Origin of the sequence: Anaerostipes sp. PC18, assembly GCF_039789045.1 — a bacterium.
In the GTDB taxonomy this organism is placed as follows: Bacteria; Bacillota; Clostridia; order Lachnospirales; family Lachnospiraceae; genus Anaerostipes; species Anaerostipes hominis.
Genome location: NZ_CP121164.1, coordinates 618,910 through 641,523 on the forward strand (window position 1 = coordinate 618,910; position 22,614 = coordinate 641,523).

General features: G+C 45.5%; 22 protein-coding genes, 1 tRNA gene and 2 pseudogenes. 18 read left to right on the plus strand and 7 right to left on the minus strand.

The genetic code is table 11. The features are described 5' to 3' along the window. Positions 1–24: 24 nt before the first annotated feature. The 5 genes from P8F77_RS03445 to P8F77_RS03465 all read left to right on the plus strand — a co-directional run bounded on the left by P8F77_RS03445 (position 25) and on the right by P8F77_RS03465 (position 5,021). On the plus strand, positions 25–1,005 hold the full coding sequence (locus P8F77_RS03445; protein WP_186992512.1) for a sugar-binding domain-containing protein: 981 nt from the start codon (positions 25–27) through the stop codon (positions 1,003–1,005). Positions 1,006–1,068: 63 nt separating this feature from the next. After that, positions 1,069–2,091: an alpha/beta hydrolase gene (locus P8F77_RS03450; RefSeq protein WP_024728535.1), complete on the plus strand. Its 1,023-nt coding sequence runs from the start codon at positions 1,069–1,071 to the stop codon at positions 2,089–2,091. A gap of 223 nt (positions 2,092–2,314) precedes the next feature. Next, positions 2,315–2,908, plus strand: a complete 594-nt coding sequence (locus P8F77_RS03455) for an aminodeoxychorismate/anthranilate synthase component II (protein ID WP_024728534.1) — start codon at positions 2,315–2,317, stop codon at positions 2,906–2,908. Beyond that, positions 2,905–4,278, plus strand: a complete 1,374-nt coding sequence (gene pabB / locus P8F77_RS03460; protein WP_024728533.1) for an aminodeoxychorismate synthase component I — start codon at positions 2,905–2,907, stop codon at positions 4,276–4,278. The genes P8F77_RS03455 and pabB overlap by 4 nt, the downstream gene beginning before the upstream one ends. Then, positions 4,275–5,021: an aminotransferase class IV gene (locus P8F77_RS03465; protein WP_024728532.1), complete on the plus strand. Its 747-nt coding sequence runs from the start codon at positions 4,275–4,277 to the stop codon at positions 5,019–5,021. Before pabB ends, P8F77_RS03465 begins: the two co-directional genes overlap by 4 nt. Here P8F77_RS03465 and rpoN read toward each other — a convergent pair. The 5 genes and pseudogenes from rpoN to P8F77_RS03490 form a co-directional block, all read right to left on the minus strand. After that, positions 5,018–6,292, minus strand: coding sequence for an RNA polymerase factor sigma-54 (gene rpoN, locus P8F77_RS03470; protein WP_287519538.1), 1,275 nt, complete (start codon positions 6,290–6,292; stop codon positions 5,018–5,020). The genes P8F77_RS03465 and rpoN overlap by 4 nt on opposite strands. 48 nt (positions 6,293–6,340) lie before the next feature. Beyond that, positions 6,341–7,919 (minus strand): annotated as a pseudogene (locus P8F77_RS03475) (ATP-binding domain-containing protein). Further along, positions 7,909–8,766, minus strand: a complete 858-nt coding sequence (locus P8F77_RS03480) for a GNAT family N-acetyltransferase (RefSeq protein ID WP_024728529.1) — start codon at positions 8,764–8,766, stop codon at positions 7,909–7,911. Before P8F77_RS03480 ends, P8F77_RS03475 begins: the two are co-directional and overlap by 11 nt. Before the next feature lie 199 nt (positions 8,767–8,965). Further along, entirely contained in the window at positions 8,966–9,559 is a 594-nt protein-coding gene (locus P8F77_RS03485; protein WP_287519540.1) for a nitroreductase family protein, read from the minus strand. 86 nt (positions 9,560–9,645) lie between these two features. After that, positions 9,646–9,717, minus strand: a tRNA-Arg gene (locus tag P8F77_RS03490). A gap of 145 nt (positions 9,718–9,862) precedes the next feature. Here P8F77_RS03490 and P8F77_RS03495 point away from each other — a divergent pair. From P8F77_RS03495 to P8F77_RS03505, 3 genes are read left to right on the plus strand one after another with little or no spacing between them, the layout of a single operon-like run. Continuing rightward, on the plus strand, positions 9,863–11,227 hold the full coding sequence (locus P8F77_RS03495) for a sodium:alanine symporter family protein (RefSeq protein ID WP_287519542.1): 1,365 nt from the start codon (positions 9,863–9,865) through the stop codon (positions 11,225–11,227). Positions 11,228–11,231: 4 nt separating this feature from the next. Further along, complete coding sequence (locus tag P8F77_RS03500; protein ID WP_024728526.1) at positions 11,232–11,786, plus strand: DJ-1 family glyoxalase III; 555 nt, start codon at positions 11,232–11,234, stop codon at positions 11,784–11,786. 2 nt (positions 11,787–11,788) lie between these two features. Further along, a complete protein-coding gene (locus tag P8F77_RS03505; protein WP_148460356.1) occupies positions 11,789–12,574 on the plus strand; it encodes a DUF1189 family protein in 786 nt (261 codons plus the stop codon). 277 nt (positions 12,575–12,851) lie between these two features. Here the strand turns inward: P8F77_RS03505 and P8F77_RS03510 are convergent, their stop codons facing one another. Both P8F77_RS03510 and P8F77_RS03515 read right to left on the minus strand, forming a co-directional pair. After that, positions 12,852–14,090: an ammonium transporter gene (locus tag P8F77_RS03510; protein WP_024728524.1), complete on the minus strand. Its 1,239-nt coding sequence runs from the start codon at positions 14,088–14,090 to the stop codon at positions 12,852–12,854. A 122-nt stretch (positions 14,091–14,212) separates the two neighbouring features. Then, positions 14,213–14,551 (minus strand): P-II family nitrogen regulator, encoded by a 339-nt coding sequence (locus tag P8F77_RS03515; RefSeq protein WP_024728523.1) that lies wholly within the window; start codon positions 14,549–14,551, stop codon positions 14,213–14,215. Positions 14,552–14,767: 216 nt separating this feature from the next. Between P8F77_RS03515 and P8F77_RS03520 the strand changes: the two genes are divergently transcribed. From P8F77_RS03520 to P8F77_RS03565, 10 genes and pseudogenes are all read left to right on the plus strand, one after another. Further along, positions 14,768–15,664 (plus strand): DMT family transporter, encoded by an 897-nt coding sequence (locus P8F77_RS03520; RefSeq protein WP_024728522.1) that lies wholly within the window; start codon positions 14,768–14,770, stop codon positions 15,662–15,664. Positions 15,665–15,739: 75 nt separating this feature from the next. Next, positions 15,740–16,023 (plus strand): annotated as a pseudogene (locus tag P8F77_RS03525) (lysophospholipid acyltransferase family protein); the annotation flags it as partial. A gap of 537 nt (positions 16,024–16,560) precedes the next feature. After that, positions 16,561–16,872, plus strand: a complete 312-nt coding sequence (locus tag P8F77_RS03530) for a rhodanese-like domain-containing protein (protein WP_024728520.1) — start codon at positions 16,561–16,563, stop codon at positions 16,870–16,872. Positions 16,873–16,900: 28 nt separating this feature from the next. Continuing rightward, complete coding sequence (locus tag P8F77_RS03535; protein WP_024728519.1) at positions 16,901–18,040, plus strand: class I SAM-dependent RNA methyltransferase; 1,140 nt, start codon at positions 16,901–16,903, stop codon at positions 18,038–18,040. A 4-nt stretch (positions 18,041–18,044) separates the two neighbouring features. After that, on the plus strand, positions 18,045–18,629 hold the full coding sequence (locus P8F77_RS03540) for an XTP/dITP diphosphatase (RefSeq protein ID WP_024728518.1): 585 nt from the start codon (positions 18,045–18,047) through the stop codon (positions 18,627–18,629). 12 nt (positions 18,630–18,641) lie between these two features. After that, a complete protein-coding gene (locus P8F77_RS03545; protein WP_006568650.1) occupies positions 18,642–19,148 on the plus strand; it encodes a metallophosphoesterase in 507 nt (168 codons plus the stop codon). 119 nt (positions 19,149–19,267) lie between these two features. Next, complete coding sequence (gene rlmD / locus P8F77_RS03550; protein ID WP_270432400.1) at positions 19,268–20,938, plus strand: 23S rRNA (uracil(1939)-C(5))-methyltransferase RlmD; 1,671 nt, start codon at positions 19,268–19,270, stop codon at positions 20,936–20,938. Positions 20,939–20,961: 23 nt separating this feature from the next. Next, entirely contained in the window at positions 20,962–21,192 is a 231-nt protein-coding gene (locus P8F77_RS03555) for a hypothetical protein (protein WP_287519549.1), read from the plus strand. A gap of 11 nt (positions 21,193–21,203) precedes the next feature. After that, on the plus strand, positions 21,204–21,338 hold the full coding sequence (locus P8F77_RS03560; RefSeq protein ID WP_347256342.1) for a hypothetical protein: 135 nt from the start codon (positions 21,204–21,206) through the stop codon (positions 21,336–21,338). Positions 21,339–21,410: 72 nt separating this feature from the next. Continuing rightward, complete coding sequence (locus P8F77_RS03565) at positions 21,411–22,460, plus strand: virulence RhuM family protein (RefSeq protein ID WP_024728515.1); 1,050 nt, start codon at positions 21,411–21,413, stop codon at positions 22,458–22,460. Positions 22,461–22,614: the final 154 nt, after the last annotated feature.

Here is a 22,614-nt window from a genome sequence, read left to right on the forward strand (position 1 = left end):
AATATAGATTGAAAACAGAAAGGCGTGGGCAAATTGAGAGAAGAAAGATTCATCATCAAAGTAGTAGAAATGCACTATAAACAGGGAATGTCACAGCTGGAGATAGGGAAAAAGCTGAATGTCTCGAGGACGACCATCTCGAGGACCCTGGCTCAGGCCAGAAAAGAAGGATACGTGCAGATTAAAATCAATTATCCGGACGGGGCCATGACAAGTACAGAGACAATCCTGGAAGAAAAGTTTCATTTAAAAGAGGCAGTGATCGCCTGTGTAAAAGATGGTGAAGAACTCAGCGAAGAAATTGCCTTTTATGCGTCAGACTATATACTGAGAACGCTGAAGAACCATATGACTCTGGCCCTCACAAGAGGGGTGACCCTGCAGAAGACGGTGGAGTGTCTGGCCAAGGACGTGAGACTGAGGTTCCTCAAAGTGGATGACGTCAACGTAGTGCCGCTGATGGCGACGACCAATATTCCGCCCACGGCAGAAAAAGCATACCGCCTGGCCTATTCTAATTACCTGATCGATGAAGTGGCAAGGATCATCAACGGCAACGGTTATCAGCTGCTGGCGCCGCAGTATGTGACCTCCTCGGAAGTAAAAGAACATTTTCTGAATGAAGACAGTGTAAAAGAAGTCATGGATCTGGCCAGATCCGCAGATGTGGCAGTGATGGGAATTGGAACCATCAGCCAGAATTCGGCTATCATCAATGCAGAGATCATTCCGGTGGAAGAGTTCGATCGAATGCAGGAAAAGGGCGGAACAGGAGAGATTCTCTCACATGTTGTCAATGAGAACGGAGAACTCATCGAAGATGATTTTGAAGGAAGGCTGATCAGTTTAAGCCTGGATGACCTGAAGAAAATACCGATCCGTGTCGGCGTCGCTTACGGCATGGAGAAAAAGGATGCGATCTTAAGCGTCCTGAAAGGCCGGCTGATCAATGTGCTCATCACAGATGACGAAGTGGCAGAGTATCTGGCAAAAGTAGAATTATAATCATAAAATCCCAAAGAAGCATCTTCTTTGGGATTTTTTCTTTTGATATAGAAAGGCAGAAAAATGGAGATTTGTATTAAAGAAAAGTTAGAAGAGAAAACACCTCATGCATTTGAGAAGAAAGTCCTGGACAGGGAGATGGCAAAAGGGGAGCCCAGGGTCGGCATGTTCTATCAGAAAAACCAGGTTCCGTCGGAGGATCTGGATCTGGCCCTTCTGCGGACAGAGATGAAACGGGAAGGAGAGGATATTACCACAAGTGAAATCCAGGAGCTCTCTAAGATTATTAAAATAAAAGATCATATGATCAATATCCATATATACAGGGGAAAGGACACCGGAAAGAAAAAGAATGCGGTGCTGTTTATCCATGGGGGCGCATTTTTTGGCGGGGATGTAAAGACAAAAGGCAACCAGTGCCGGTATCTGGCAGAACAGGCAGACGCAGTGGTGATCTCACCGGAATACCGTCTGGCCCCGGAGACTCCATTTCCGGGAGCGGTAGATGATGTGATGGGGACTTTAGACTGGATTACAGAACATGCGGAGAAACTGAAGATCGATGAGGATAAGATTGCAGTCATGGGAGAGAGTGCAGGCGGCACCCTGGCTGCCAACTGCTGTCTTATGGATCAAAAAGAGAGAATCAAGCTGGCGGTTTATATTTATGGAGCCCTTGATCTGACTCCGGCAGAGAGGACACCGTATCACTGGGACTATTCTTTATATGACATGTATGAGGGGCAGAAGGATTATATTATGAACCGTCTGTTCCGTTTTAAAGAATTGACAGATTACATGGAAGATCTGTATGTGCAGAATGGATACTCCACAATGGACGGGGAGGTGTCTCCGCTCTACGCAGAAGATTTATCGAAAATGCCTAAGACTCTGATGGTTGAGGCAGAATTTGACTATTTTAAAATATGCAATGACGAATTTGTAAAGCGGCTCACTGAGGCGGGGATAAATACGGAGGTGATCCTGTATGAGGGCCTGGATCACGGATTTTTTGACCGGATCGGTTCACTTTTCCAGGCGGAAGACTGTATCCGGGAGATCGCCGAAAGAGTAAAAAGATTGTAGAAAAAGGAAATCTCCAATCCGTATCCGGGCACTGTGAATCTGGGATGATTGCAGTTTTAAAATAATTGTGGTAGGATTTGAAGAGAGAAATAAAATAAACTGGTGTGCCCGGATGAAATCCTGTTTGCAGGAGAAAACAGAACGGAAGACTGCCGGAAGCGGACATATGCCTGAGGGCTGTGTCTGCTTTTGGCAGTCGTTTTTTATTTAAGGAGGTTTTAAAATGTATGTAATGGTTGATCATTATGATTCCTATGTATATAATCTGGTGAGGGAATTTCAGATTCTGGGAGCAGAAATAAAACCGGTAAGGAGTGACTGCGCAGATTTTGAATCTCTGGAGCGGCTGCACGGGCAGAAGAAACTTCAGGGGCTGATCCTTTCTCCCGGTCCCGGAAGTCCCGGGGACTGTGTAAAATCCGTGGAGCTGGTGAGGAGGTTTACAGGCAGGGTTCCGATCCTCGGAGTATGTTTAGGGCATCAGATCATCTGTCATGCTTTCGGCTGCTGCATCATCAAAGGGTCAAGACCTATGCATGGGAAACTGACGCCTGTAAGGCACAGACAGGAGGAACTGTTCACAGGGCTTCCTCAGGATTTTCTTGTGACCAGATATCACTCTCTGACCGCGGACAAAGCAAGCCTTCCAGAGGCACTCAGGATAGACGCTGTCTCCCCGGACCGGGAGGTGATGGCGGTCAGCCACAGGTCAGAGCCGGTCTGGGGTGTTCAGTTTCACCCGGAAGCGGTACTTACGGAATATGGACTGGAACTGCTTGCAAATTATATGAGGCTGTGTGAGAGGTGGAAAGCATGAAGACAAAAGTAAAAAAGCTTAATTTTTATAAAGAGCCGGAAGAGGCTTTTTATCCGTACAGGAACGAAAAGTATGCCGTGTTTCTTGACTCTTCCATGAAGAATGAACAGGGCAGATATTCTGTCATCGCCCTGGAACCTTATCTTATTCTGGAGGAGGAAAATGGAGTGTGCAAAATAAACGAAGACATTTCCGGCGATCCTGTCGAGAAAGTTCTGGATCATTATCTGAAATTATATAAAGAAGAAAATATCACAGGACTGCCTGTGGTTTCCGGGGCATTTGGGTATTTGTCTTACGACTTCGGAAGGAAATTTGAGAAGATCCCGTCCAGACATGCAAAGACTTTAAAAATTCCGGATGCTGTGTTCGCTTTTTATGACCGTCTCATCATAGCGGACCAGAAAGAGAGAAGGCTTTATCTGGCCTCAAGAGAGGAACTCACCGGCGCCGCTGAAGCTTTTCAGGAGATGGAAGAGACACTGCTGAAAAATGCGGCCCCGGAGGTTTTGCAAAAACAGGAGGGGAGAACGCAGTTTTTTCCGGATTTCAGGAAGGAAGAGTATGAGAGAGCCGTGGAACAGATGATTACCTATATTGAAGAAGGGGATATTTATATTGCCAACATGACACAGCAGCTTTCAATCCCGGGAAAAGGAAGGTGTTATGATGTATTCCGATACCTGCGCACCTGCAATCCGTCTCCGTTTGGCGCCTATATGAATTATGGGGAATTCCAGGTGATCTGTGCATCGCCGGAGCGTTTTCTGAAAATACAAGACGGCACCGCTGTGACGAGGCCAATCAAGGGAACCAGAAGAAGGGGTGAAACCGAAGAGGAAGATGCAATGCTGAGAAGGCAGCTTTCAGAGTCGGAAAAAGACAGAAGCGAACTGCTGATGATCGTGGATCTGGAACGGAATGACTTAAACCGTGTGTGTACGCCCGGCAGTGTCCGGGTGCCGGAACATTGTGTGCCGGAGGAGTATGCCACCGTGTTTCATTTAGTCAGCACCGTGACAGGGAAACTGGAAGACCATATGTCTGTGGACAGGCTGATAAAAGCCATGTTTCCGGGGGGATCGGTAACCGGGGCTCCGAAGATCCGGGCGATGGAGATCATTGACCGGCTGGAGCGGAGCAGAAGGGGACTCTATACCGGTTCCATCGGATATTTCTCGCTGAACGGAGACTGTGACTTCAATATTGTGATCCGCACAGCAGTTTATAAGGACGGAAGATACCATCTGGGCGTGGGCGGCGGCATCACATGGGAATCAGACCCGGAGTTTGAATACGAGGAAATGATGCAGAAAGCAAAAGCGGTGCTGGAAGCCATCGCGGCAGGAGAGAGGAGACAGGAATCATGAGATTGCAGCCGGATGAAGGATATTATTTTGGAATCGGGGCTTTTGAGACAATGGCTCTGGAAGACGGAGTCCCGGTGTTTTTTGATCGGCATATGGAAAGGCTTGAGGGAGCTGCAAAATATTTCGGAATACCTTTTCAAAGAGAACCGGTAGAAAGAATGGTGTGGGATTATCTGGACCGGAACAAAGAAAAGCTTTCCGGGCATGATGCCCTGAAGGCTGCGGTGTCAGAGAAAAATTTTGTGGTTTCAGTGCATCCAAACCCATATGCGGGAAAGGATTCAGATACAATGGTTCGCACAGAGTACAGCCAGATCCGAAGAAACGAAACATCACCGCTCACATACTATAAGACACTAAACTATGCAGAAAATCTAATGGAAAAGAGGAAGGCAGCACAACAGGGATTTGACGAAGCTGTCTTTCTGAACGGAAAAGGAGAGATCACAGAGGGGACCGTATCCAATGTGTTTTTTGTAAAGGACGGGAAGCTTTATACCCCGCCGGTTTCCTGCGGGATGCTTCCTGGTATCATGAGAGAATATGTATGCCGGTCCTTTCAGGCAGAAGAGACTGTCATCCGGCCGGAGGACATAAAAATGTACGATGAAATGTTTCTGACCAATTCCCTTATGGGTGTTATGACTGTGGAGAGTCTGGGAGAGCATCAGTTTCACTCTGTAAAGACGGCACAGAGGCTGAGACGCCGGTGCAGCCCGGGGCATTTTCAGCCTGCCCTCTAGGTCTCTTTTCTGTCGTAGGTGCCTTTGATCCCCATCTGTTCCCGATACTTTGCGACAGTCCTTCTGGAGATAGAGATTCCCTTCTCTTTTAAAAGGGTGCAGAGCTTTTGGTCACTGTACGGCTTCCTCGGGTCTTCTGAGGCGACTAGTTTTTTTAAGATCGTCTTGATATCTCCTGTGCTGATGGATGTGCCGGAGGCAGGAGCAGCGCCGGAAAACAGAGATCTCATGGAGACGATGCCGCACGGAAACTGAAGATATTTGCCTTTGATGCCGCGGCTCACCGTGGAGATGTGCGTGTTGATATCCCCGGCGACGTTGTTCATGGTCATAGGCTTCAGACAGCCATGGTTTAAAAAGAAATCAGACTGTCTTGCAAGAATGGCTTCTGTGATCTTTAACATGGTCTGTCTGCGCTGGTCAATGCTTGCGATGATAAAACGGCACCGCTTATATTTTTTTTGAAAATATTCTTTCAGTTCCGGGTCTTTTGCGTCTCTGAGCATTTTTACATAATAGTCGTTCAGAGAATAATTTCCTACCCAGTCGTCGTTCAGCCGGATATCCCACTTGCCTTCCTGGTATGTGACGATGATATCCGGCGTGATATATTCGGTCCTCGCCGTTGAAAATCCCTGGAGCGGCTTGGAATTCAGGTTACGGATGACGGCAATGTTTTTTCGGACTTCTGCCGTACTGATCTTTAATTTCCTGGAAATGGTGCTGATATGGCCCAGGGCAATGTCATCCAGATGATCCAGAATGATCGTCTCCAGGATATCGGTTTTTTTGCCTTTCACCTCCAGCTGTTTGAGCAGACACTGGGACAGATTTTCAGAAAAGATTCCTGCAGGTTCCAGATCGGAGAGCACGTCATAGCACATCCTGATCTCATGTTCCGGGATGGTTAAGAGAACGGAAAGTTCATGAACAGAAATCTTAAAGAAACCGCCGGAGTCCAGGCAGTCGATCATGAACTTCATGGTCTGCCATTCCATCGGTGTAAAATCGTTCTGGTTCAGCTGATCCAGCAAAAAGGTTTTGACTTCCTCCGTGTTTTCGGCCGGGATGTCAAAACTCTGGCTTTCAGAAACGGTATAGGAAGAGGAGGGCGGTGAATAATCCAGGATTGGATTTTCTATATATTCATTTTGCAGGAACTCAGACAGCTCCCCATTATCCAGTGCCAGTATATTCAAAGACTGGATCTGTGACTGGGACAGCTGCTGCTTTTGGTTCAGTTCCAGGCTTGTGCGGTAAGACGTATCCACGAAATCCTCCTCCTTTTCACGTGCTCATTTTAATATAGACATATTATATCATATATCTTTCTCCATGGCACGCTCCGCAAAGCAGGAGATTTCTTGGGTGTACAGGAGGGTCAGCCGGTGCATGGCTCTTGTGCACGCAATATAAAGCAGATTTCTGTCATGTTCGGTTTTGTAAGTTTTGCTGTCTGCATCGGGGAGGATGACTTCATCAAATTCCAGGCCTTTGGACATCCTGACGGAAGTGACCGTGATGCCGTTCTGAAAACTGGTACTCTCGGGAGTGAGAAGATGGACTTCAAATTCTTTCGTAAGCAGATTAAAAACTGCAGAGGCCCCGGCATTTGTTTTTGTGATGATCCCAAGAGAAGAACTGCGTCCCTCTATAAAATGTCTGACAGCAGTTTTAAGTCTGTCAAGATGGTCCGCTTCATCGGCACAGGCATAGAAGGCAGGCGGTTCACCGCAGCGCTCCACCGGCTCTAAGGAGTCAGTACCAAGAATACATTTGGCAAAAGTCATGATTTCATAAGTAGAGCGGTAGCTTTTCTTCAGTTCCGTAAACTTTCCAGCCTTATAAACAGTCCTGATATCTTCCAGGCTGTGAAGGTGATATGGATGTACGGACTGCCCGAAATCACCGATAATAGTTTTTGAACATGGAAATAAAAGATTGATGACAGCATACTGTATCGGAGTGTAATCCTGCATTTCATCGATCACCAGATGTTTTGTGATCCTGCTTACGTTTAATCCTTCAAAGGCAGCGCTCAGGTACAGAAAAGGATATACATCAGGCCATTCCAGAGTGCTTTTTGCTGGCAGCACCAGCATTTCCGGTACTCCCGCTTTTCTGTAAAAATCTTTGTATAGTGCAAGAGTACTTTTCACAGAAAGCATGGAAGTCAGCTTTTTCAATATTTGACTGGCCCTGTGCAATGGAAGTTTTTCCTGAACCGGCGGCCCCCTGGATGATCAATGTTTCAGTTTCTTCATCCCGTATGATCCGGTTTTGTTCCTTTTGAATCGTAGAAATGATCGTTTTCATCTTTTCACTGGAAGTATGGCTCAGCTCTTTTTGAAGGACATCGTCCTGTATATTTGCAGAAGTCTCAAGGGCATATTCAAGGACTCCGTTTTTGATGCCAAACTGCCGTTTCTTTGCAAGGTACCCCTCGATCCTGCCCGACGGCGCATCAAATCCGGCCGGCCCGATCTCGTAATCGTAGAACATACCGGATATGGGTGCCCGCCAGTCAAGGATCAAAAGTTCATATCCATGCCGGAAAGAAAAACGCCCGATATAATATGTTTCCGGCCTTAGGCTGCCTTTTTCGCAAAAATCGATTCGGGCAAAATAAGGAGAATCCTTCAATTTGCAGAGCCTTTCATACATTTCTGCTGCAAATGCGCCTGTGTGGTCTGTCTGTTTTAATAGCAGCTCATTTTGAAACATTTCATGGGGATCGATCTCTCCCCGGGCCTCGGACATATAATGTCTGGCATCTGTGTACTGCCGGTCCAGCCGGCTTACAGCTTCCTCCGCCTCGCGGAGTGCCTCGTCAAGCCTGGTCCGGATCAATGTAAGGTGCTCCCATTCATCCGGGAACTGTAATTCTTTATTTTCCATGATCCTGCTCCTCCCTGCTCAGAATAAACCTTTGTGTGGGATAGCCGAACTCAATGAGAAGTTCTGCCTCTGCAAATCCCAGGTCCTGGATTTCTCTGCGGTGCCCTGTGTCTGCCCTGTCTCCTTCTCTGAATGTGGTAATACTGATTTCTTTTCCGTTCAGCAATTCTGTCATGACTTTCTCAAGAAAGGCTTTTGGTATGCCCTTTTTTCTATACAGAGGATGTACACCCATGAAATCAATGGCACCGGTTTGGTACGAAAAGAGCATGATACCCACAGCGCAGTTTCCGTCTTTTAAGATCAATGCCTGCTTTGTTCTGATCTTTTGGCGCAGAATTGCTTCATATTCATCCTCATGCAGGTGGGGAAACCCGTCAATGACAAGGCGTACCAGTTCCATCCAGCAAGGGATGTCATCTTCTGCCGCGAATGTCACATTCCAGTTCGAAGCTTCTTTGCTGTTTAACATAGGATAGTTACCTCCAAAATCAAATTTAAGCTGAAGGGGATAGAATTTTTCATTTTCTCTGTATTTTCCTGGAGATGTCTTATACATTGCCGTAAAAATATTTGAAAAGGCCTGCTGGCTTTCATACCCTGACTTCAGAGCGATATCAAGAATCGGCTGTTCTGAAAAAACAAGCAGTTTAGCGGCTTCAGTCAGACGCCGGCGCTGAATATAATCGTGCAGAGTCAGGCCCACAGCAGCAGTGAACATCCGGTGCAGGTGGTATTTTGAATAGTGCATTGCTCCGGAGATGATTTCCAGGTCCAGTTTTTCGGACAGATGAGATTCAATATAGTCAATGACCGATACGATCTTTTCTATTTTTGTGTAATGCATTTTTTGATTCTCCTTTCACTGGAATTGATTATAACTGCACAGGACAGAAGGGTTTTCATCATTCTTGCGGTTTTCCTGAATAACAAAGAAAACAGGCTTATCGTTGGCTTATTCATTTATGATGGGTATACAAAGTGATCAAGCCCCTTTACTTTTTCTTTTGGGAGAGTAAAGGGGCTTATTTATGGAAAGAGACAAACTATTCCGTTATCCATTTGGTAATACAGCTGATGTCATTTCTCGGCCGGGGATCAGGGGATTCATCTGCATATCCGACTGCCAGCGCGGCAAAGAGCTGTCCTTCCGCGTGAAGCCATGTTGTCAGTTCTTCAAGGGCAAAGAAAATATCACAGATCCAGAGGCTTCCCAATCCCAGTTGACAGGCGGTAAGAGTCATATTCTGGATCGCAGCCCCGATCGACTGGGCATTGCAGAGCTCAGAGATACGGTCTTCTTCTGTCAGAGAGCGCGACAGGTCAAGGCCTAAAGCATTGGTGATGAATATAGTAACCGGAGCCTGCCTCATGATTTCAAGCGTACAGCGCGCGCCGTTCAGATGAGCGCTGCTGTACGGCAGAAGGGGATTCACTTCTTCTCTTATGATACCCTGTTCCATAGCCGAGAGCATCCCGGCTTTTGCAGTGCCTGAGACGACGGTAAACCGCCATGGCTGCCTGTTTTTTGAGGACGGGGCCAGAATTCCGGCCTGAAGGATCTCCTCTATAATCATGGGAGATACATCAGTTTTTTTAAATTTCCGGATACTGCGCCGCTTTAAAATGGCGTCTATCATAATATAACCTCCTGAAAGCATAAACTAATTTATCAACATATTCCTGAGAAACAAAAAAAGTTCCGTTAAAACGGAACTTTTAAACATAGGCCTGGCGGGAATCGAACCCACAACGGCCCCTTAGGAGGGGGCTGTTATATCCATTTAACTACAGACCCGTGAAACACATCTATTATTGTAACGATTCATTTATGAAAAGTCAATGAAAAAAGTTGCATGGCGTTGACTTTTTCATATTTTTTCATTAAAGTAGTTAAATAGAATCTTTCTACGCTCGGCCGGAAAGATGCAGGGAGGTAGTTTATGAAAGCGATCAATGATTTTGTATGGGGACCTGTCATGCTTGTGCTCTTGATGGGGACAGGTATCTTTCTGACCATACGCCTTAAATTTCTTCCGTGGAGGAATCTCCCCTATGCCTTAAGGATGGTGTTTGTCAGGGATAAGAGCGGGGGACAGGACGGGGATATCTCCGGATTCCAGTCATTGATGACAGCTCTGGCAGCTACCATAGGAACCGGAAATATCGTCGGCGTCAGCACCGCCATGGTCATGGGCGGCCCCGGGGCATTTCTGTGGATGTGGATCAGTGCCCTGTTCGGGCTTTCTACGAAATATGCAGAGAGTGTTCTGGCGGTGAAGTACCGGGAAGTCAATAAAAACGGAGAAATGTGCGGCGGACCTATGTATGCCATGAAGAATGGTTTTAAGATTAAATGGATCGGTCTCGTGCTGGCATTTTTCTTTTCCTTATTTACAGTATTTGCATCCTTCGGCATCGGGAATATGACACAGGCCAATTCCATTGCCGAGTCAATGGCAGGCCTTTGGGGCACTCCCCACTGGCTGACCGGAGCCGTGATCGCTCTGCTGGCATTGTCCATCCTGATCGGAGGGATCAAGAGCATCGGCAGGGTGTGCGGATTTTTCGTACCCAAGATGGCAGTATTTTATTTTGTGATGGGCATTGCTGTCATCTATATGAACAGGGCCAATCTAGGACAGGGAATCAGGATGATTTTTGAAATGGGACTCTCTCCGAGGGCTATGGCAGGGGGAGTCGGAGGTACGATTGTAGCAGGATTATTTCCTTCCATGAGGTGGGGAATCGCCAGAGGAATATTTTCCAACGAGGCAGGTCTGGGTTCTGCTCCGATCGTTGCGGCAGCGGCTAAGACGGATCATCCCTCCAGACAGGGATATATCAACATGACAGGGACTTTCTTTGACACGCTGGTCGTATGCAGTGTGACGGGTCTGATTGTAGCATCCTCGGGGGTGCTCGGAAGTGTGGATTCCCACGGCAGACTGATCACCGGGGCGGCGCTGACGATGAAAGCATTTGAAAAGGCTCTTGGCCCGGCCGGGGAGATATGCGTCGGTCTGGGGATCATCATGTTTGCCTTTTCCACGATCATAGGATGGGAGTATTACGGAGAGAAAGCGCTGGAATACCTGGTGAAAAAGACTTCTTATATTAAATTATACCGGGTTGTATACTCTTTTGTAGTCTTTGTGGGGGCCACCGTGCCGCTTCAGCTTGTATGGAATTTCTCGGACACAATGAATGGGCTGATGGCAGTACCAAACCTGATATGCCTGCTTGTTTTACATAAAGTAGTAGTAAAAGAATGTTTTCGTTTTGAACAGATTAAGAAAGGACGATGAACTTATGAATAAGGTATTTGTGTTTTTAGCAGATGGTTTTGAAGAGATAGAAGGACTCACGGTCGTAGATATGCTCCGTCGGGCAGGGATCGAAGTCATTATGGTTTCTGTAGGGCCTTCTAAGATGATCACAGGCTCCCATCATATCGAAGTGGAGGCAGACTGTATGTTTCACGAAGTGCTGGAGCCGGAAGGAGCCATGTACGTGCTGCCGGGCGGAATGCCGGGCACCATTGCGCTGAGAGAGCATGAAGGGCTTGCGAAGCTTCTGAAAAAGGCGTATGATAATGGAAAATATCTGGCAGCGATCTGCGCCGCGCCGACAGTGCTCGGCAAGTATGGATTTTTAGACGGAAAGAAAGCGACCTGTTATCCCGGACAGGAGGATGGGCTTGGAAATGCGGAATATGTGACTGAATCCGTTGTCGCTGACGGCAAGGTGATCACCAGCCGGGGTATGGGAACTGCCATCCCGTTTGCGGGGAAATTGGTGGAACTTCTGCTTGGAACAGAGGCCAAAGAGAAATTATTGGAAAGCATCATATACGAGGAAAAATAAGAATGCAAAGTACAGAAAAAATAAGCATTTGGGAGCAGTTCTACATTGCCTGCACCAAACCGAGGCAGTATAAGAAGCTGCTGAACGTGAAAAAATGGAAGGTAGCTATATTTACATTGCTGATGGGCCTGGTCATTACTCTGCTTGGACCGGTGATGGATCTGGCAGGATTTGCTGTGAGTGTGGGAGGCCCGAGAAACTTTGTCATGAACCGGCTGCCTGCCTTTGAACTGAAAGACGGACAATTAAAGCTGGAACGCGCTATTGACTTTAATCTGGGCGCACTCCATATCTCGGCAGATTCAAATAAAAAGTCCATTGGGGCAGATGACTTCGATGATAAATATTCCGATGAAGTTCATTTTTCAAAGAATAATATGGTGATTAAGACTTCTGTCATGGGACAGACCATAACAAAGAATTTCAGTACCATGAAAAATGTCACATTTACAAATCAGGATATGGCGAATCTGCTTCCATTGGTATATTTCCTGATATTTGTCTCACTGCTTTTTGTATATGCAGGAATCGTACTTCAGTATCTGTTTTACTGTCTGCTGATCTCCTGGCTGGTGTCTCTGAATATGAAAACCAGAAATCAGCCCATGGCATTCGGGAAGATTTTTCAGATGTCTATCTATGCCAGGGTACCCTGTGAACTGATCGGTACCATCGGCCTTACGGCGGGGATTTCTTTCTTCACAGGGATCATATGGATCATGATCGGATATCTGGTGAGCTATCAGCTGATGATGATGGGACTTGTGGAGAAGAAGGCGAAAGAGTAGAATCTGAATAATAATGCGTCTGGAAATCCCTTATGAAGAAGCCGAAGCAGATACGTCCAGCACAAAGCCGGAAGAAAAAATACGCTTTAAAAAAGTAAAGGTAATAAGGTTCGCCTGAAGCCGATCCTTGAGAAGATGTCCCAGAGGATGTGCCTGTCAGAGCATCCGTTTGGAACGATAAGATACGAGAAAACCCCTGAGAACATCCTCAGGGGTTTTTCAGCAAAATTAGTCTTTTATATAAACGGGGGAGAGGACCCCGGTTATATTATTTATATTAATGGTCGCTTTTCAGTGGGAAATCTGCATAACCGGAAATACCATGCTCTGATATGTCCATACCTGCAATTTCTTCTTCCTCGGAAGCGCGAAGTCCGATGGTATGCTTAAGTCCCTGGAAGATGATGAGCCCGCCGACAATACAGTAAGCGGCAACGGCAGCGACACCGATAAACTGTGCTTTGATAAATGCACCTCTTGTGATATCTAAAAGCTTTAATGAATCTCCGGTTGCGAAGAAGGCTGTCAGAAGGGTTCCAACCACGCCGCAGGCCAGATGCACACCGCAGGCTCCGACCGGGTCATCTATTTTTGCTTTTTTATCAAGCAGTTCGATTACAGCAACTACAACGACTCCGCAGATAGCACCGATGGCAATCGCTCCGTAATTGGATACTACGTCACAACCGGCCGTGATACCTACGAGTCCAGCGAGGGAACCATTCAGAGTCATGGAAACATCAGGCTTTCCATAGCGTACCCAGGTGATGATCAATGCCACTAAGGTGGATGCGGCGGCAGCCAGGTTTGTTGTCATGGCGATGGAGCCAAGAGTATCGGTGGCAGCAGTCGTGGAACCGCAGTTAAATCCGAACCAGCAGAACCATAAGATAAAGACTCCAAGTGCACCTAAAGCAATGTTGTGGGCAGGTATCGCTCTCGGAGTTCCGTCTGCTTTATATTTCCCGATACGGGGACCGAGGGTTGCAGCACCGACCAGTGCAAGCCATCCGCCGACAGAATGGACTGCAGTGGAGCCTGCAAAATCATGGAAACCAAGATCGGCAAGCCATCCGCCGCCCCAGATCCAGTGTCCGGTGATCGGGTAGATGATCAGACTGATCAGTGCACTGTAAGCCAGATAGGAAGAAAACTTTGTACGCTCTGCCATGGCCCCGGAAACGATGGTTGCGGCTGTGGCACAAAATACAGTCTGAAAGATCATGAAGACACCCGGAGTGAGATCTTTAAACTGCTGCAAGTCAATGGATGTTGGATTGAAAAAGCCTGTGGTGCCGACGATAGGATTGTCGCCTCCGAACATCAGGGCAAATCCAATGACAAAGAAACAAAGGGTGCCGAGGACAAAGTCCATCAAGTTTTTCATGATGATGTTGCTAGAATTTTTTGCTCTTGTAAAACCTGTCTCAACCATTGCGAAGCCTGCCTGCATGAAGAAGACAAGGAAAGCTGAGATACAAGTCCATACAATATTTAATAACTGCTGTACGTCCATATTTATATCCTCCTTTAAGACAAAAAGGGGACAATGCGTGCCTGCCATTTATGGCCTGGCTGCATTATCCCCTTTGATAATGATGTAAGTATTCTATTGTTTTCATATTTTTACCGCTTAGATTATAAAGCGTCTTTTCCGGTCTCACCGGTACGGATTCTGATAGCTTCTTCCACAGGTGAGACAAAGATCTTGCCGTCTCCGAATTTACCGGTGCGGACGGTGTTTACGATATCTTTCGTCACCTTTTCTACAACTTCTTCCGGCATCACAGATTCTACTTTGATCTTAGGGAGCAGATTGGAATTCAATTCATTCCCTCTGTATTTCTGGGTAAATCCTTTCTGGTTTCCATAGCCCATGATATTGGAGATCATGAGTCCGGATACTTTGTGAGCTTCCAGGATATGTTTTACATCCGTGAGCTTCTCAGGTTTGATGACAACTACAACTTTCTTCATCATAATATAATTCCTCCTCTTTTTAATTTAAGAAAAAAAGGCATTCCAATCTCTTGATCGGAACGCCTTTGTTCTTGATTGGTTCCCATTATACTCCTGGGGATTCATTTGTCAATAAAAAATCGGTTTGTATAAAAATAAATACAGATGAAAATCATTCTTAATCTGTCTGTAAAACATGATAGAATAGAAGAACAATCAGGAGCGGAGGAATTTATGGAAAAAAAGAACAAATCATTGATGGTAGCCCTCGCGGTGCTTGCCACTTTTTTATGGGGAAGCGCTTTTCCCAGCGTAAAATTGGGCTATGAGATCTTTAAGATACAGGGAGATGATATCGGGAGCAAGCTGCTGTTTGCAGGCATCCGTTTTGCGGCGGCAGGGCTCATGGTGCTTGCAGTCTTAGGAGTCCAGACAAGACAGCGGCCATTGCCAAAAAAAGGGGCATTCAAACAGCTTCTGACCCTAGGAATCCTTCAGACGACAATCCAGTATTATTTCTTTTATGTGGGCCTTGCGCATACCACGGGAGCCAAGGGGTCGATCATCAACTCATTTACGGCATTCTTTCCGGTGGTTTTGGCACCTTTCTTTTTTAAGAGCGACCGGCTGACGGCAAAGAAAATCATAGGATGTGCCGTGGGACTTTCCGGCATCGTCCTGATCAATCTCCAGGGAGGGAGTCTCGGCGGATTTGCCTGGAACGGAGAAGGGTTCATTGTGCTGGCGGCACTGTCACAGAGTCTCGCATCCATTTACAGCAAGAAGCTGGCACAGACGATGAATGTGATGCTGATCGCCGGATATCAGCTTCTGCTCGGAGGAAGCCTGCTTCTGATCTTTGGATATGCAGGAAATGGAACGTTGACGTTCCAAAGCAGCGGCCTGCTTCTGCTGCTTTATATGGCAGTCCTCTCTGCCGTTGCATTCAGCGTCTGGACCTGGCTTTTATTTCATTATCAGGTCAGCTCCATTTCCATCTATAATCTGCTGATCCCGGTGTTCGGAACCCTGCTTTCCGGCCTGCTTTTAAGAGAAAACGTCTTTACCGCGGTAAATATCGCATCCATTTTCCTTGTATGCGGAGGAATTGCGGCAGTGAATAAACAGTAGACAGCCTGTTTTGTGGAATATTCATACGTCTTTTTCATTGTAGCGGTTTCTGCGATGAAGTATATTAGAATAGTAAAGGAATATTACATATTTGCGGAAGGAACACGCTCGAAAAACAGAATGAGATACAGACATTGAAAGTAGGAAGCTTCAAGGCTGCCATAAAGGCGAAATGTCCGATCGTCCCGGTAGCCCTCGTGGATGCATTTATTCCTTTTGATTCCAATACGATAAAGCCTGTCACAGTCCAGGTGCATTTTTTGAAGCCCCTGTATTATGGTGATTACAAAAATATGAAGGCTACGGAGATTGCAGAACAGGTAAAGGACAGAATCCAAAAGGCAATCGGATTACATTAAAAAATATTGTTTTTAGACAGAAAAAAAGGCCAGATAGGGAAATCTGGTCTTTTTGAGGGGAGTATAAATAAATTAATAAGGGGTTATATAGTAGAAATATATATAATGAATACCTTCTACTATCTGCATTATAAGGTATCACTAAAAAAAAAGCAATAAATTTTTTTCAGATGAAAATATGGATAATACAAAAATTTTTTATAATTGCGTTTTGTAAATCTTGCAAGAATATTTTTTTCTCTTTTGCAGACAATATTTGTGTAACCAACAGAAAGGAGAATTTATCATGTCAAAAAATTATTCTAACGAAAGCAACAACAGTAACAACAGCAACAGTTCAAACGAGAGTAACAGCCAGAACAGATCTCAGAACAAATCTCAGAACAAAAACCAGAACAAATCTCAGAACAGCAGCCAGAACTCTTCTAACCGTTAGTTATTAGAAGAAGAAAGCGGGAGAGACGTCCAAAGAAATTTTCTTTGGACGTCTTTTCATGTTCCTGCATATTCTAAATTATAAAAGGAAAGTGTTTGAAAATGGAATTTACAAATATAACTTTGCAGGAAGGTATTGACCGTTCGAAACAGGATGATCATGTGATGTTTGATGTGAGAGAACCGTATAGATTTAAACAGGGACATCTCCAAGGGGCTCTCAGCATGCCCTATGGTGTCATAAAAGATCAGGATGCTTTCAGAGATAAAAAGATCATTGTTTACTGTGACTTCGGCGGACAGAGCATGCTGGCTGCAAGGCATCTGGCTGAGCAGGGATATGAGGTCTACAATATTGTCGGCGGGATTTATTATTACCGCGGAGAGTTGACATCTCTGGGCCTAAAATTGTAGAATGAATATTATAATGCAAAGGAGAAACATGAATAATATAGAATTGATCGCCCCATGCCACTTTGGCCTGGAGGCAGTATTAAAGAGAGAAATACAGGATTTAGGATACGAGATTGCAAAGGTTGAGGACGGAAGGGTGACCTTCTTTTCTGACCTTGGCGGAATTGCAAGGGCAAATATGTTTTTGAGGACCGCAGAACGGATTTTGCTCAAGGTTGGTGCCTTTCGCGCATCGACCTTCGAGCAGCTGTTTGACAGGACGGCAGAGCTTGCCTGGGAAGATTTTATTCCTGAGGACGGAAAGTTCTGGGTGAAAAAGGCTTCCACTGCAAAGAGCAAACTTTACAGTGCTCCGGATATTCAGTCGATCGTCAAAAAAGCTATGGTAGAACGTCTGAAAAAGCGGTACCGCGTGTCCTGGTTTCCGGAAACAGGGAACGAGTATCCAGTGCGTGTCTTCATATTAAAAGACGAGGTAACAGTCAGTCTTGACACCAGCGGGACTCCGCTGCATAAGCGGGGCTACCGCACTTTGACAAGTGAAGCTCCGATCAGAGAGACTCTTGCAGCGGCGCTGATCATGCTGACACCCTGGAAGAAGGACCGCATCTTGGTGGACCCGTTCTGCGGAAGCGGAACCTTTCTGATCGAGGCTGCCATGATGGGAGCCGGAATCGCTCCGGGGATGAACCGCTCCTTTGAGGCAGAGGCGTGGACTAATTTTCTTCCGAAAAAGACATGGTATGATGCGGCCGATGAAGCCGGAGACCTGATGGACCTGGATATTTCCATGGACCTGCAGGGCTACGACAAGGACTCCAGGGTACTGAAGCTTGCCAGGGAAAATGCGGCTGCCGCTGAAGTGGATCATCTGATCCATTTCCAGCAAAGAGAAGTAAAAGATTTCAGCCACCCGAAACCCTATGGATTTATCATAACCAATCCGCCCTATGGTGAGCGGCTTGAAGAAAAAGAGGCTCTGCCGGAACTTTACGGGCAGATTGGAGACATTTTTCAGAAGATGGATACATGGTCTAAATATGTGATCACCTCTTACGAAGATGCACAGAAGTACATTGGTAAAGCTGCAAAGGTTAGAAAGGTCTACAACGGAATGATTCGTGCCGAGTTCTGTCAGTATCTCGGACCAAAACCGCCCAGGAGATAAGATTATGAAGAAAAGAATTATATTTGCAACAGGAAATCAGGGCAAGATGAAAGAGATCAGGGAAATCCTTGCGGACACAGAGTATGAGGTCGTGTCCATGAAAGAGGCAGGGGTGGACGCAGAGATTATAGAAGACGGCACAACATTTGAGGAAAATGCAGTCATCAAGGCCAAGGCCATCATGGAACTTACCGGAGAACTTACGATGGCGGATGACTCCGGGCTGGAGATTGATGCGCTGAACAAAGAGCCGGGAGTGTACTCGGCCAGATATATGGGAGAGGACACCCCGTATCCCGTTAAGAATCAGAAGATTCTGGACCGGATGGCAGGCGTGCCGGAAAAAGAAAGAACCGCCAGATTTGTCTGTGTGATCGCAGCCGCATTTCCGGATGGACAAATACGGACAAGTCGTGGTACTATGGAAGGTATCATTGGATATGAGATAAAGGGAGAGAATGGATTTGGCTATGATCCGATCTTTTTTCTGCCGGAGTTGGGCAGATACAGTGCGGAACTTTGCAGTGAAGAAAAAAACAGGTTAAGTCATCGCGGAGAAGCATTGAGGAAAATCAAAGACATTCTTTAGGGAGGTTATCTTGTGAGAATTTTAGTAATCAGTGACTCTCATGGTCGTAATGACGATGTAAAAGGGGTATTGGAGCAGGTCGGCGAGATCGACATGCTGATTCACTGCGGCGATGTAGAGCGCGGTGACCAGTATATCCGTGATATTGCCGGATGCCCTGTCGTCATGGTAGCGGGAAATAATGACTATTATCTTGACCTCCCCAGCGAGGAGACCATAGAGGTAGAGGGCTACCGCATCTGGGTAACCCACGGACATCCGTATTATGTGAATTCCGGGGTGGATTATCTGCGGGAATATGGAGAGATGCACGATGTAGACGTCGTGATGTACGGGCACACCCATGTGCCGTTCATAGAGATCGGGGACGATATGACAATTCTGAACCCCGGGAGTATTTCCTATCCAAGACAGGCCGGCAGAAAGCCGACGTTTCTCCTGATGGAGATCGACGATATGGGAGAGGCTCATTATGCCCATGGATATTATAAAGAACATTTCAGAGAACTGAACATTTAACATGAAAAAACTGTTTGTGGCATGAATACTGTAAGTAACAGCGAGGCTGTCCAAGTGTCAATGGCACAGGCAGTTTTTTCGTCGTATAAAGAAAAATAAATTAGAGTTGAGGTCAAAAGATGAAAAAGAAGGATTTTGTAGAAGGCTTGATTGAAAAGACAGAGTTTCCGAATAAAGGGACATTTGCATTTGAGGACCGGGAGATCACAGTCAAAGGGGTCATCCAGGGCCAAAGAATCGCAGGACAGGTGACCAAGCTTCGGAAAGACAAAGCTGTCGCCAGACTGGTAGAAGTGCTGGAGCCGTCTGAGATGGAGGATGGTATCCCAAGGTGTCCTCATTTCGGGACCTGCGGGGGCTGTTTTTATCAGACGGTTTCCTATGAAAACCAGCTGAGAATCAAAGAGGGTCAGGTACGGGAGCTTTTAAAGGATTATATCCCCGATGAAAAATGGGAGGGAATCAAAGGAAGCCCTAAATGGTGGGAATACCGCAACAAGATGGAGTTTTCCTTTGGAGATGAAGTCAAAGAAGGCCCGCTGGCCCTGGGCATGCATAAGAAGAATACATTCCACGATATTGTCAACATTACGGACTGCAAAATTGTGGATAATGATTATAATCTGCTCGTCTCCTGTGCATTAAATTATTTTTCACGATTAGGCTGTGATTTTTATCATAAAATGAGCCACGAGGGATATCTAAGGCACTTGGTTATCCGCCGTTCCGAGGCAAATGGGGACCTGCTAATCAATATCGTCACAACTTCCCAGGCTGATGTGGATATGAAGCCTCTGGCAGAGGAGATGCTCTCTCTGCCCCTTCACGGCAGCATCCGGGGGATTCTGCATACGATGAACAACAGTCTGGCCGATGTGGTGCAGGCAGACCGGATAGAGACAATTTACGGGGAGGACTTTTTCTATGAGGAAATCCTTGGGCTGAAATTTAAGATTTCTCCGTTTTCTTTCTTCCAGACTAATACTTTGGGGGCGGAAGTGTTGTATGAGACTGCCAGGGAGTATGTAGGAGAGACGAAGGACAAGGTCATCTTTGACTTGTACAGCGGAACCGGGACCATTGCCCAGATGCTGGCGCCGGTGGCAAAGAAGGTGGTCGGTGTGGAGATCGTCGAAGAAGCCGTGGAGGCTGCCAGGGAAAATGCCGGTTTCAATGGGCTTGATAACTGTGAATTTATCGCAGGGGATGTGCTGAAGGTGATCGATGAGCTGGAAGACAAGCCGGACTTTATTGTGCTGGACCCGCCCCGGGATGGGATACATCCGAAAGCAATTCAGAAGATCATTGACTTTGGGGTGGAGAAGATGGTTTATATCAGCTGTAAGCCTACGAGCTTGGCGAGGGATCTGGAAATCTTTCGGGAGGCCGGGTATGAAGTTGAGAGAGGGGGATGTGTGGATATGTTTCCTTCGACGGTGCATGTTGAGACGGTGGTACTGCTTTCCCACAAAAAGCCAGATAGTCATATCAACGTAAAAGTAGAGTTTGGCGAGGGTGAGGACAAGGTTCCGCTAAAGGCGATTTCTGAAAGAGCAGAAGCCTACAAGCCGAAAGAGCGAGTTACTTACAAGATGATACAGGAGTACATAGAAGCGAAATATGGCTTCAAAGTACATACCGCATATATTGCAGAGGTAAAGAGGAAATTAGGTTTGCCGATGTACGATGCTCCAAATGCGGTAGAGGAATTGAAACAGCCGAGGAAGCATCCAACACCAGAAAAAGTAGAAGCAATCAAAGATGCCTTGAAGCATTTTGAGGTTATATAATATGTATTTTTGAGGTTAGAAACATGAGTATAGATAATGTGATATCAATAGTTATTAGTATATTGGGTTCTTCTTTGATTACATTAATTTTATCTACCTTCATTTTTCAGCCGATGCAGGAAAAAAAGAGAGTGTATGAATCAATAATTGTATTTGCACAAATTGTACTTTTTCCTGCTGAAGCCAAGCTTTCTTTAGGAGTTGCCAGATATAACAAGAATTATCGGATGATGAAAATAGAAATAATGCAATAAATGATTTAAAAATGGCAATTCCTAAGCTGAAGCTGATTTCCAAGGATGACGGTTTGACGAAAGAAGTAGAAAAATTTATCCAACAACAAAATGAAGAACAATTTAATGTGTTGGTAATGCGACTGAGAAAGGATTTATATAAATAAAATTTGAACTTGTTAGACAAAGGCGGTTTTGGTGTTAGAGTAACGATGAAAAATTGCATTGGGAGAAATATAATGACAAAAAAGAAAAATGAGATAGCTATCCATAGCTCGGCAGCAGAATATCTGACGTATGTCGCATCTATCGGAGATAATGCGCATAGCATGGAAATGCGCTATGAGGATGAGAATATATGGCTGACGCAGAGAATGATGGCACAGCTTTATGACGTAAGTTTGCCGACAATAAATGAGCATATTAAGAAAATATATGATGATAGTGAGCTTGTTGAGGAAGCAACTATTCGGAAATTCCGAATAGTTCAAACGGAAGGAACAAGACAGGTAAACCGTGAAGTTATCCATTATAATTTGCAGATGATTATCGCAGTCGGTTTTAAGGTAAACAATGAGCGTGCAGTGCGTTTCCGTAAGTGGTCAGGACAAATTGTTAAAGATTATACCATCCAGGGCTGGACAATGGATAAAGAACGTCTAAAAAAAGGTCATATGTTCACAGATGAGTATTTTGAGCGGCAGTTAGAGAACATTCGTGAGATAAGGCTTTCAGAGCGTAAATTTTACCAAAAGATTACTGACCTATATGCTACTGCTTTTGATTATGATAAGGATGCGGGGACTACCAGACGTTTTTTCCGGACCGTACAAAATAAAATGCATTGGGCTGTTCATAGACATACGGCAGCAGAACTTATTGTTGAACGGGCTAATGCGGAGAAGGAACACATGGGATTATCTACATGGGAAGCAGCTCCAAATGGAAAAATTGTAAAAGCTGATGTGTCAATCGCAAAGAATTATTTAAATGACAAAGAAATATCCTATATGGAAAGGATTGTATCTTTATATCTTGATTATGCAGAATTGCAGGCAGAACGTCATATTCCGATGAGTATGGAAGATTGGGCAAAGCGGTTAGATGGTTTTCTGGAATTTAACGGAAACGAGATACTTACAGGTGCAGGTAAGATTAGTGCAGAGCAGGCAAAACTCCATGCAGAAACAGAATTTGAAAAATATCGTATTGTACAAGACAGACTATTTATGTCTGATTACGATAAGTTTTTGATGGAATTAGAAGAAAAAGGAAAACAGAATTTATAAAGTAGGAAACAGCAGAAGATAATAAATGGTGTAAAAATGAGTATTAAATATATTTTTTGTGGGAAAAGGGATGCACAATCAGTGTTAGTACTGTATAAGTATTGTCCATATTTCCGTGATTTTGTGGGGATATGTTTTAATTTGATACTCATGT

Excerpts from the sequence above, each read along its gene's own strand:
- P8F77_RS03450 (WP_024728535.1), top strand. The coding sequence starts at position 1,069 with ATGGAGATTTGTATTAAAGAAAAGTTAGAAGAGAAAACACCTCATGCA.
- P8F77_RS03455 (WP_024728534.1), top strand. The coding sequence starts at position 2,315 with ATGTATGTAATGGTTGATCATTATGATTCCTATGTATATAATCTGGTG.
- pabB (WP_024728533.1), top strand. The coding sequence starts at position 2,905 with ATGAAGACAAAAGTAAAAAAGCTTAATTTTTATAAAGAGCCGGAAGAG.
- P8F77_RS03465 (WP_024728532.1), top strand. The coding sequence starts at position 4,275 with ATGAGATTGCAGCCGGATGAAGGATATTATTTTGGAATCGGGGCTTTT.
- P8F77_RS03480 (WP_024728529.1), bottom strand. The coding sequence starts at position 8,766 with ATGCATTACACAAAAATAGAAAAGATCGTATCGGTCATTGACTATATT.
- P8F77_RS03485 (WP_287519540.1), bottom strand. The coding sequence starts at position 9,559 with ATGATAGACGCCATTTTAAAGCGGCGCAGTATCCGGAAATTTAAAAAA.
- P8F77_RS03495 (WP_287519542.1), top strand. The coding sequence starts at position 9,863 with ATGAAAGCGATCAATGATTTTGTATGGGGACCTGTCATGCTTGTGCTC.
- P8F77_RS03500 (WP_024728526.1), top strand. The coding sequence starts at position 11,232 with ATGAATAAGGTATTTGTGTTTTTAGCAGATGGTTTTGAAGAGATAGAA.
- P8F77_RS03505 (WP_148460356.1), top strand. The coding sequence starts at position 11,789 with ATGCAAAGTACAGAAAAAATAAGCATTTGGGAGCAGTTCTACATTGCC.
- P8F77_RS03510 (WP_024728524.1), bottom strand. The coding sequence starts at position 14,090 with ATGGACGTACAGCAGTTATTAAATATTGTATGGACTTGTATCTCAGCT.
- P8F77_RS03515 (WP_024728523.1), bottom strand. The coding sequence starts at position 14,551 with ATGAAGAAAGTTGTAGTTGTCATCAAACCTGAGAAGCTCACGGATGTA.
- P8F77_RS03520 (WP_024728522.1), top strand. The coding sequence starts at position 14,768 with ATGGAAAAAAAGAACAAATCATTGATGGTAGCCCTCGCGGTGCTTGCC.
- P8F77_RS03530 (WP_024728520.1), top strand. The coding sequence starts at position 16,561 with ATGGAATTTACAAATATAACTTTGCAGGAAGGTATTGACCGTTCGAAA.
- P8F77_RS03535 (WP_024728519.1), top strand. The coding sequence starts at position 16,901 with ATGAATAATATAGAATTGATCGCCCCATGCCACTTTGGCCTGGAGGCA.
- P8F77_RS03540 (WP_024728518.1), top strand. The coding sequence starts at position 18,045 with ATGAAGAAAAGAATTATATTTGCAACAGGAAATCAGGGCAAGATGAAA.
- rlmD (WP_270432400.1), top strand. The coding sequence starts at position 19,268 with ATGAAAAAGAAGGATTTTGTAGAAGGCTTGATTGAAAAGACAGAGTTT.
- P8F77_RS03555 (WP_287519549.1), top strand. The coding sequence starts at position 20,962 with ATGAGTATAGATAATGTGATATCAATAGTTATTAGTATATTGGGTTCT.
- P8F77_RS03560 (WP_347256342.1), top strand. The coding sequence starts at position 21,204 with ATGGCAATTCCTAAGCTGAAGCTGATTTCCAAGGATGACGGTTTGACG.
- P8F77_RS03565 (WP_024728515.1), top strand. The coding sequence starts at position 21,411 with ATGACAAAAAAGAAAAATGAGATAGCTATCCATAGCTCGGCAGCAGAA.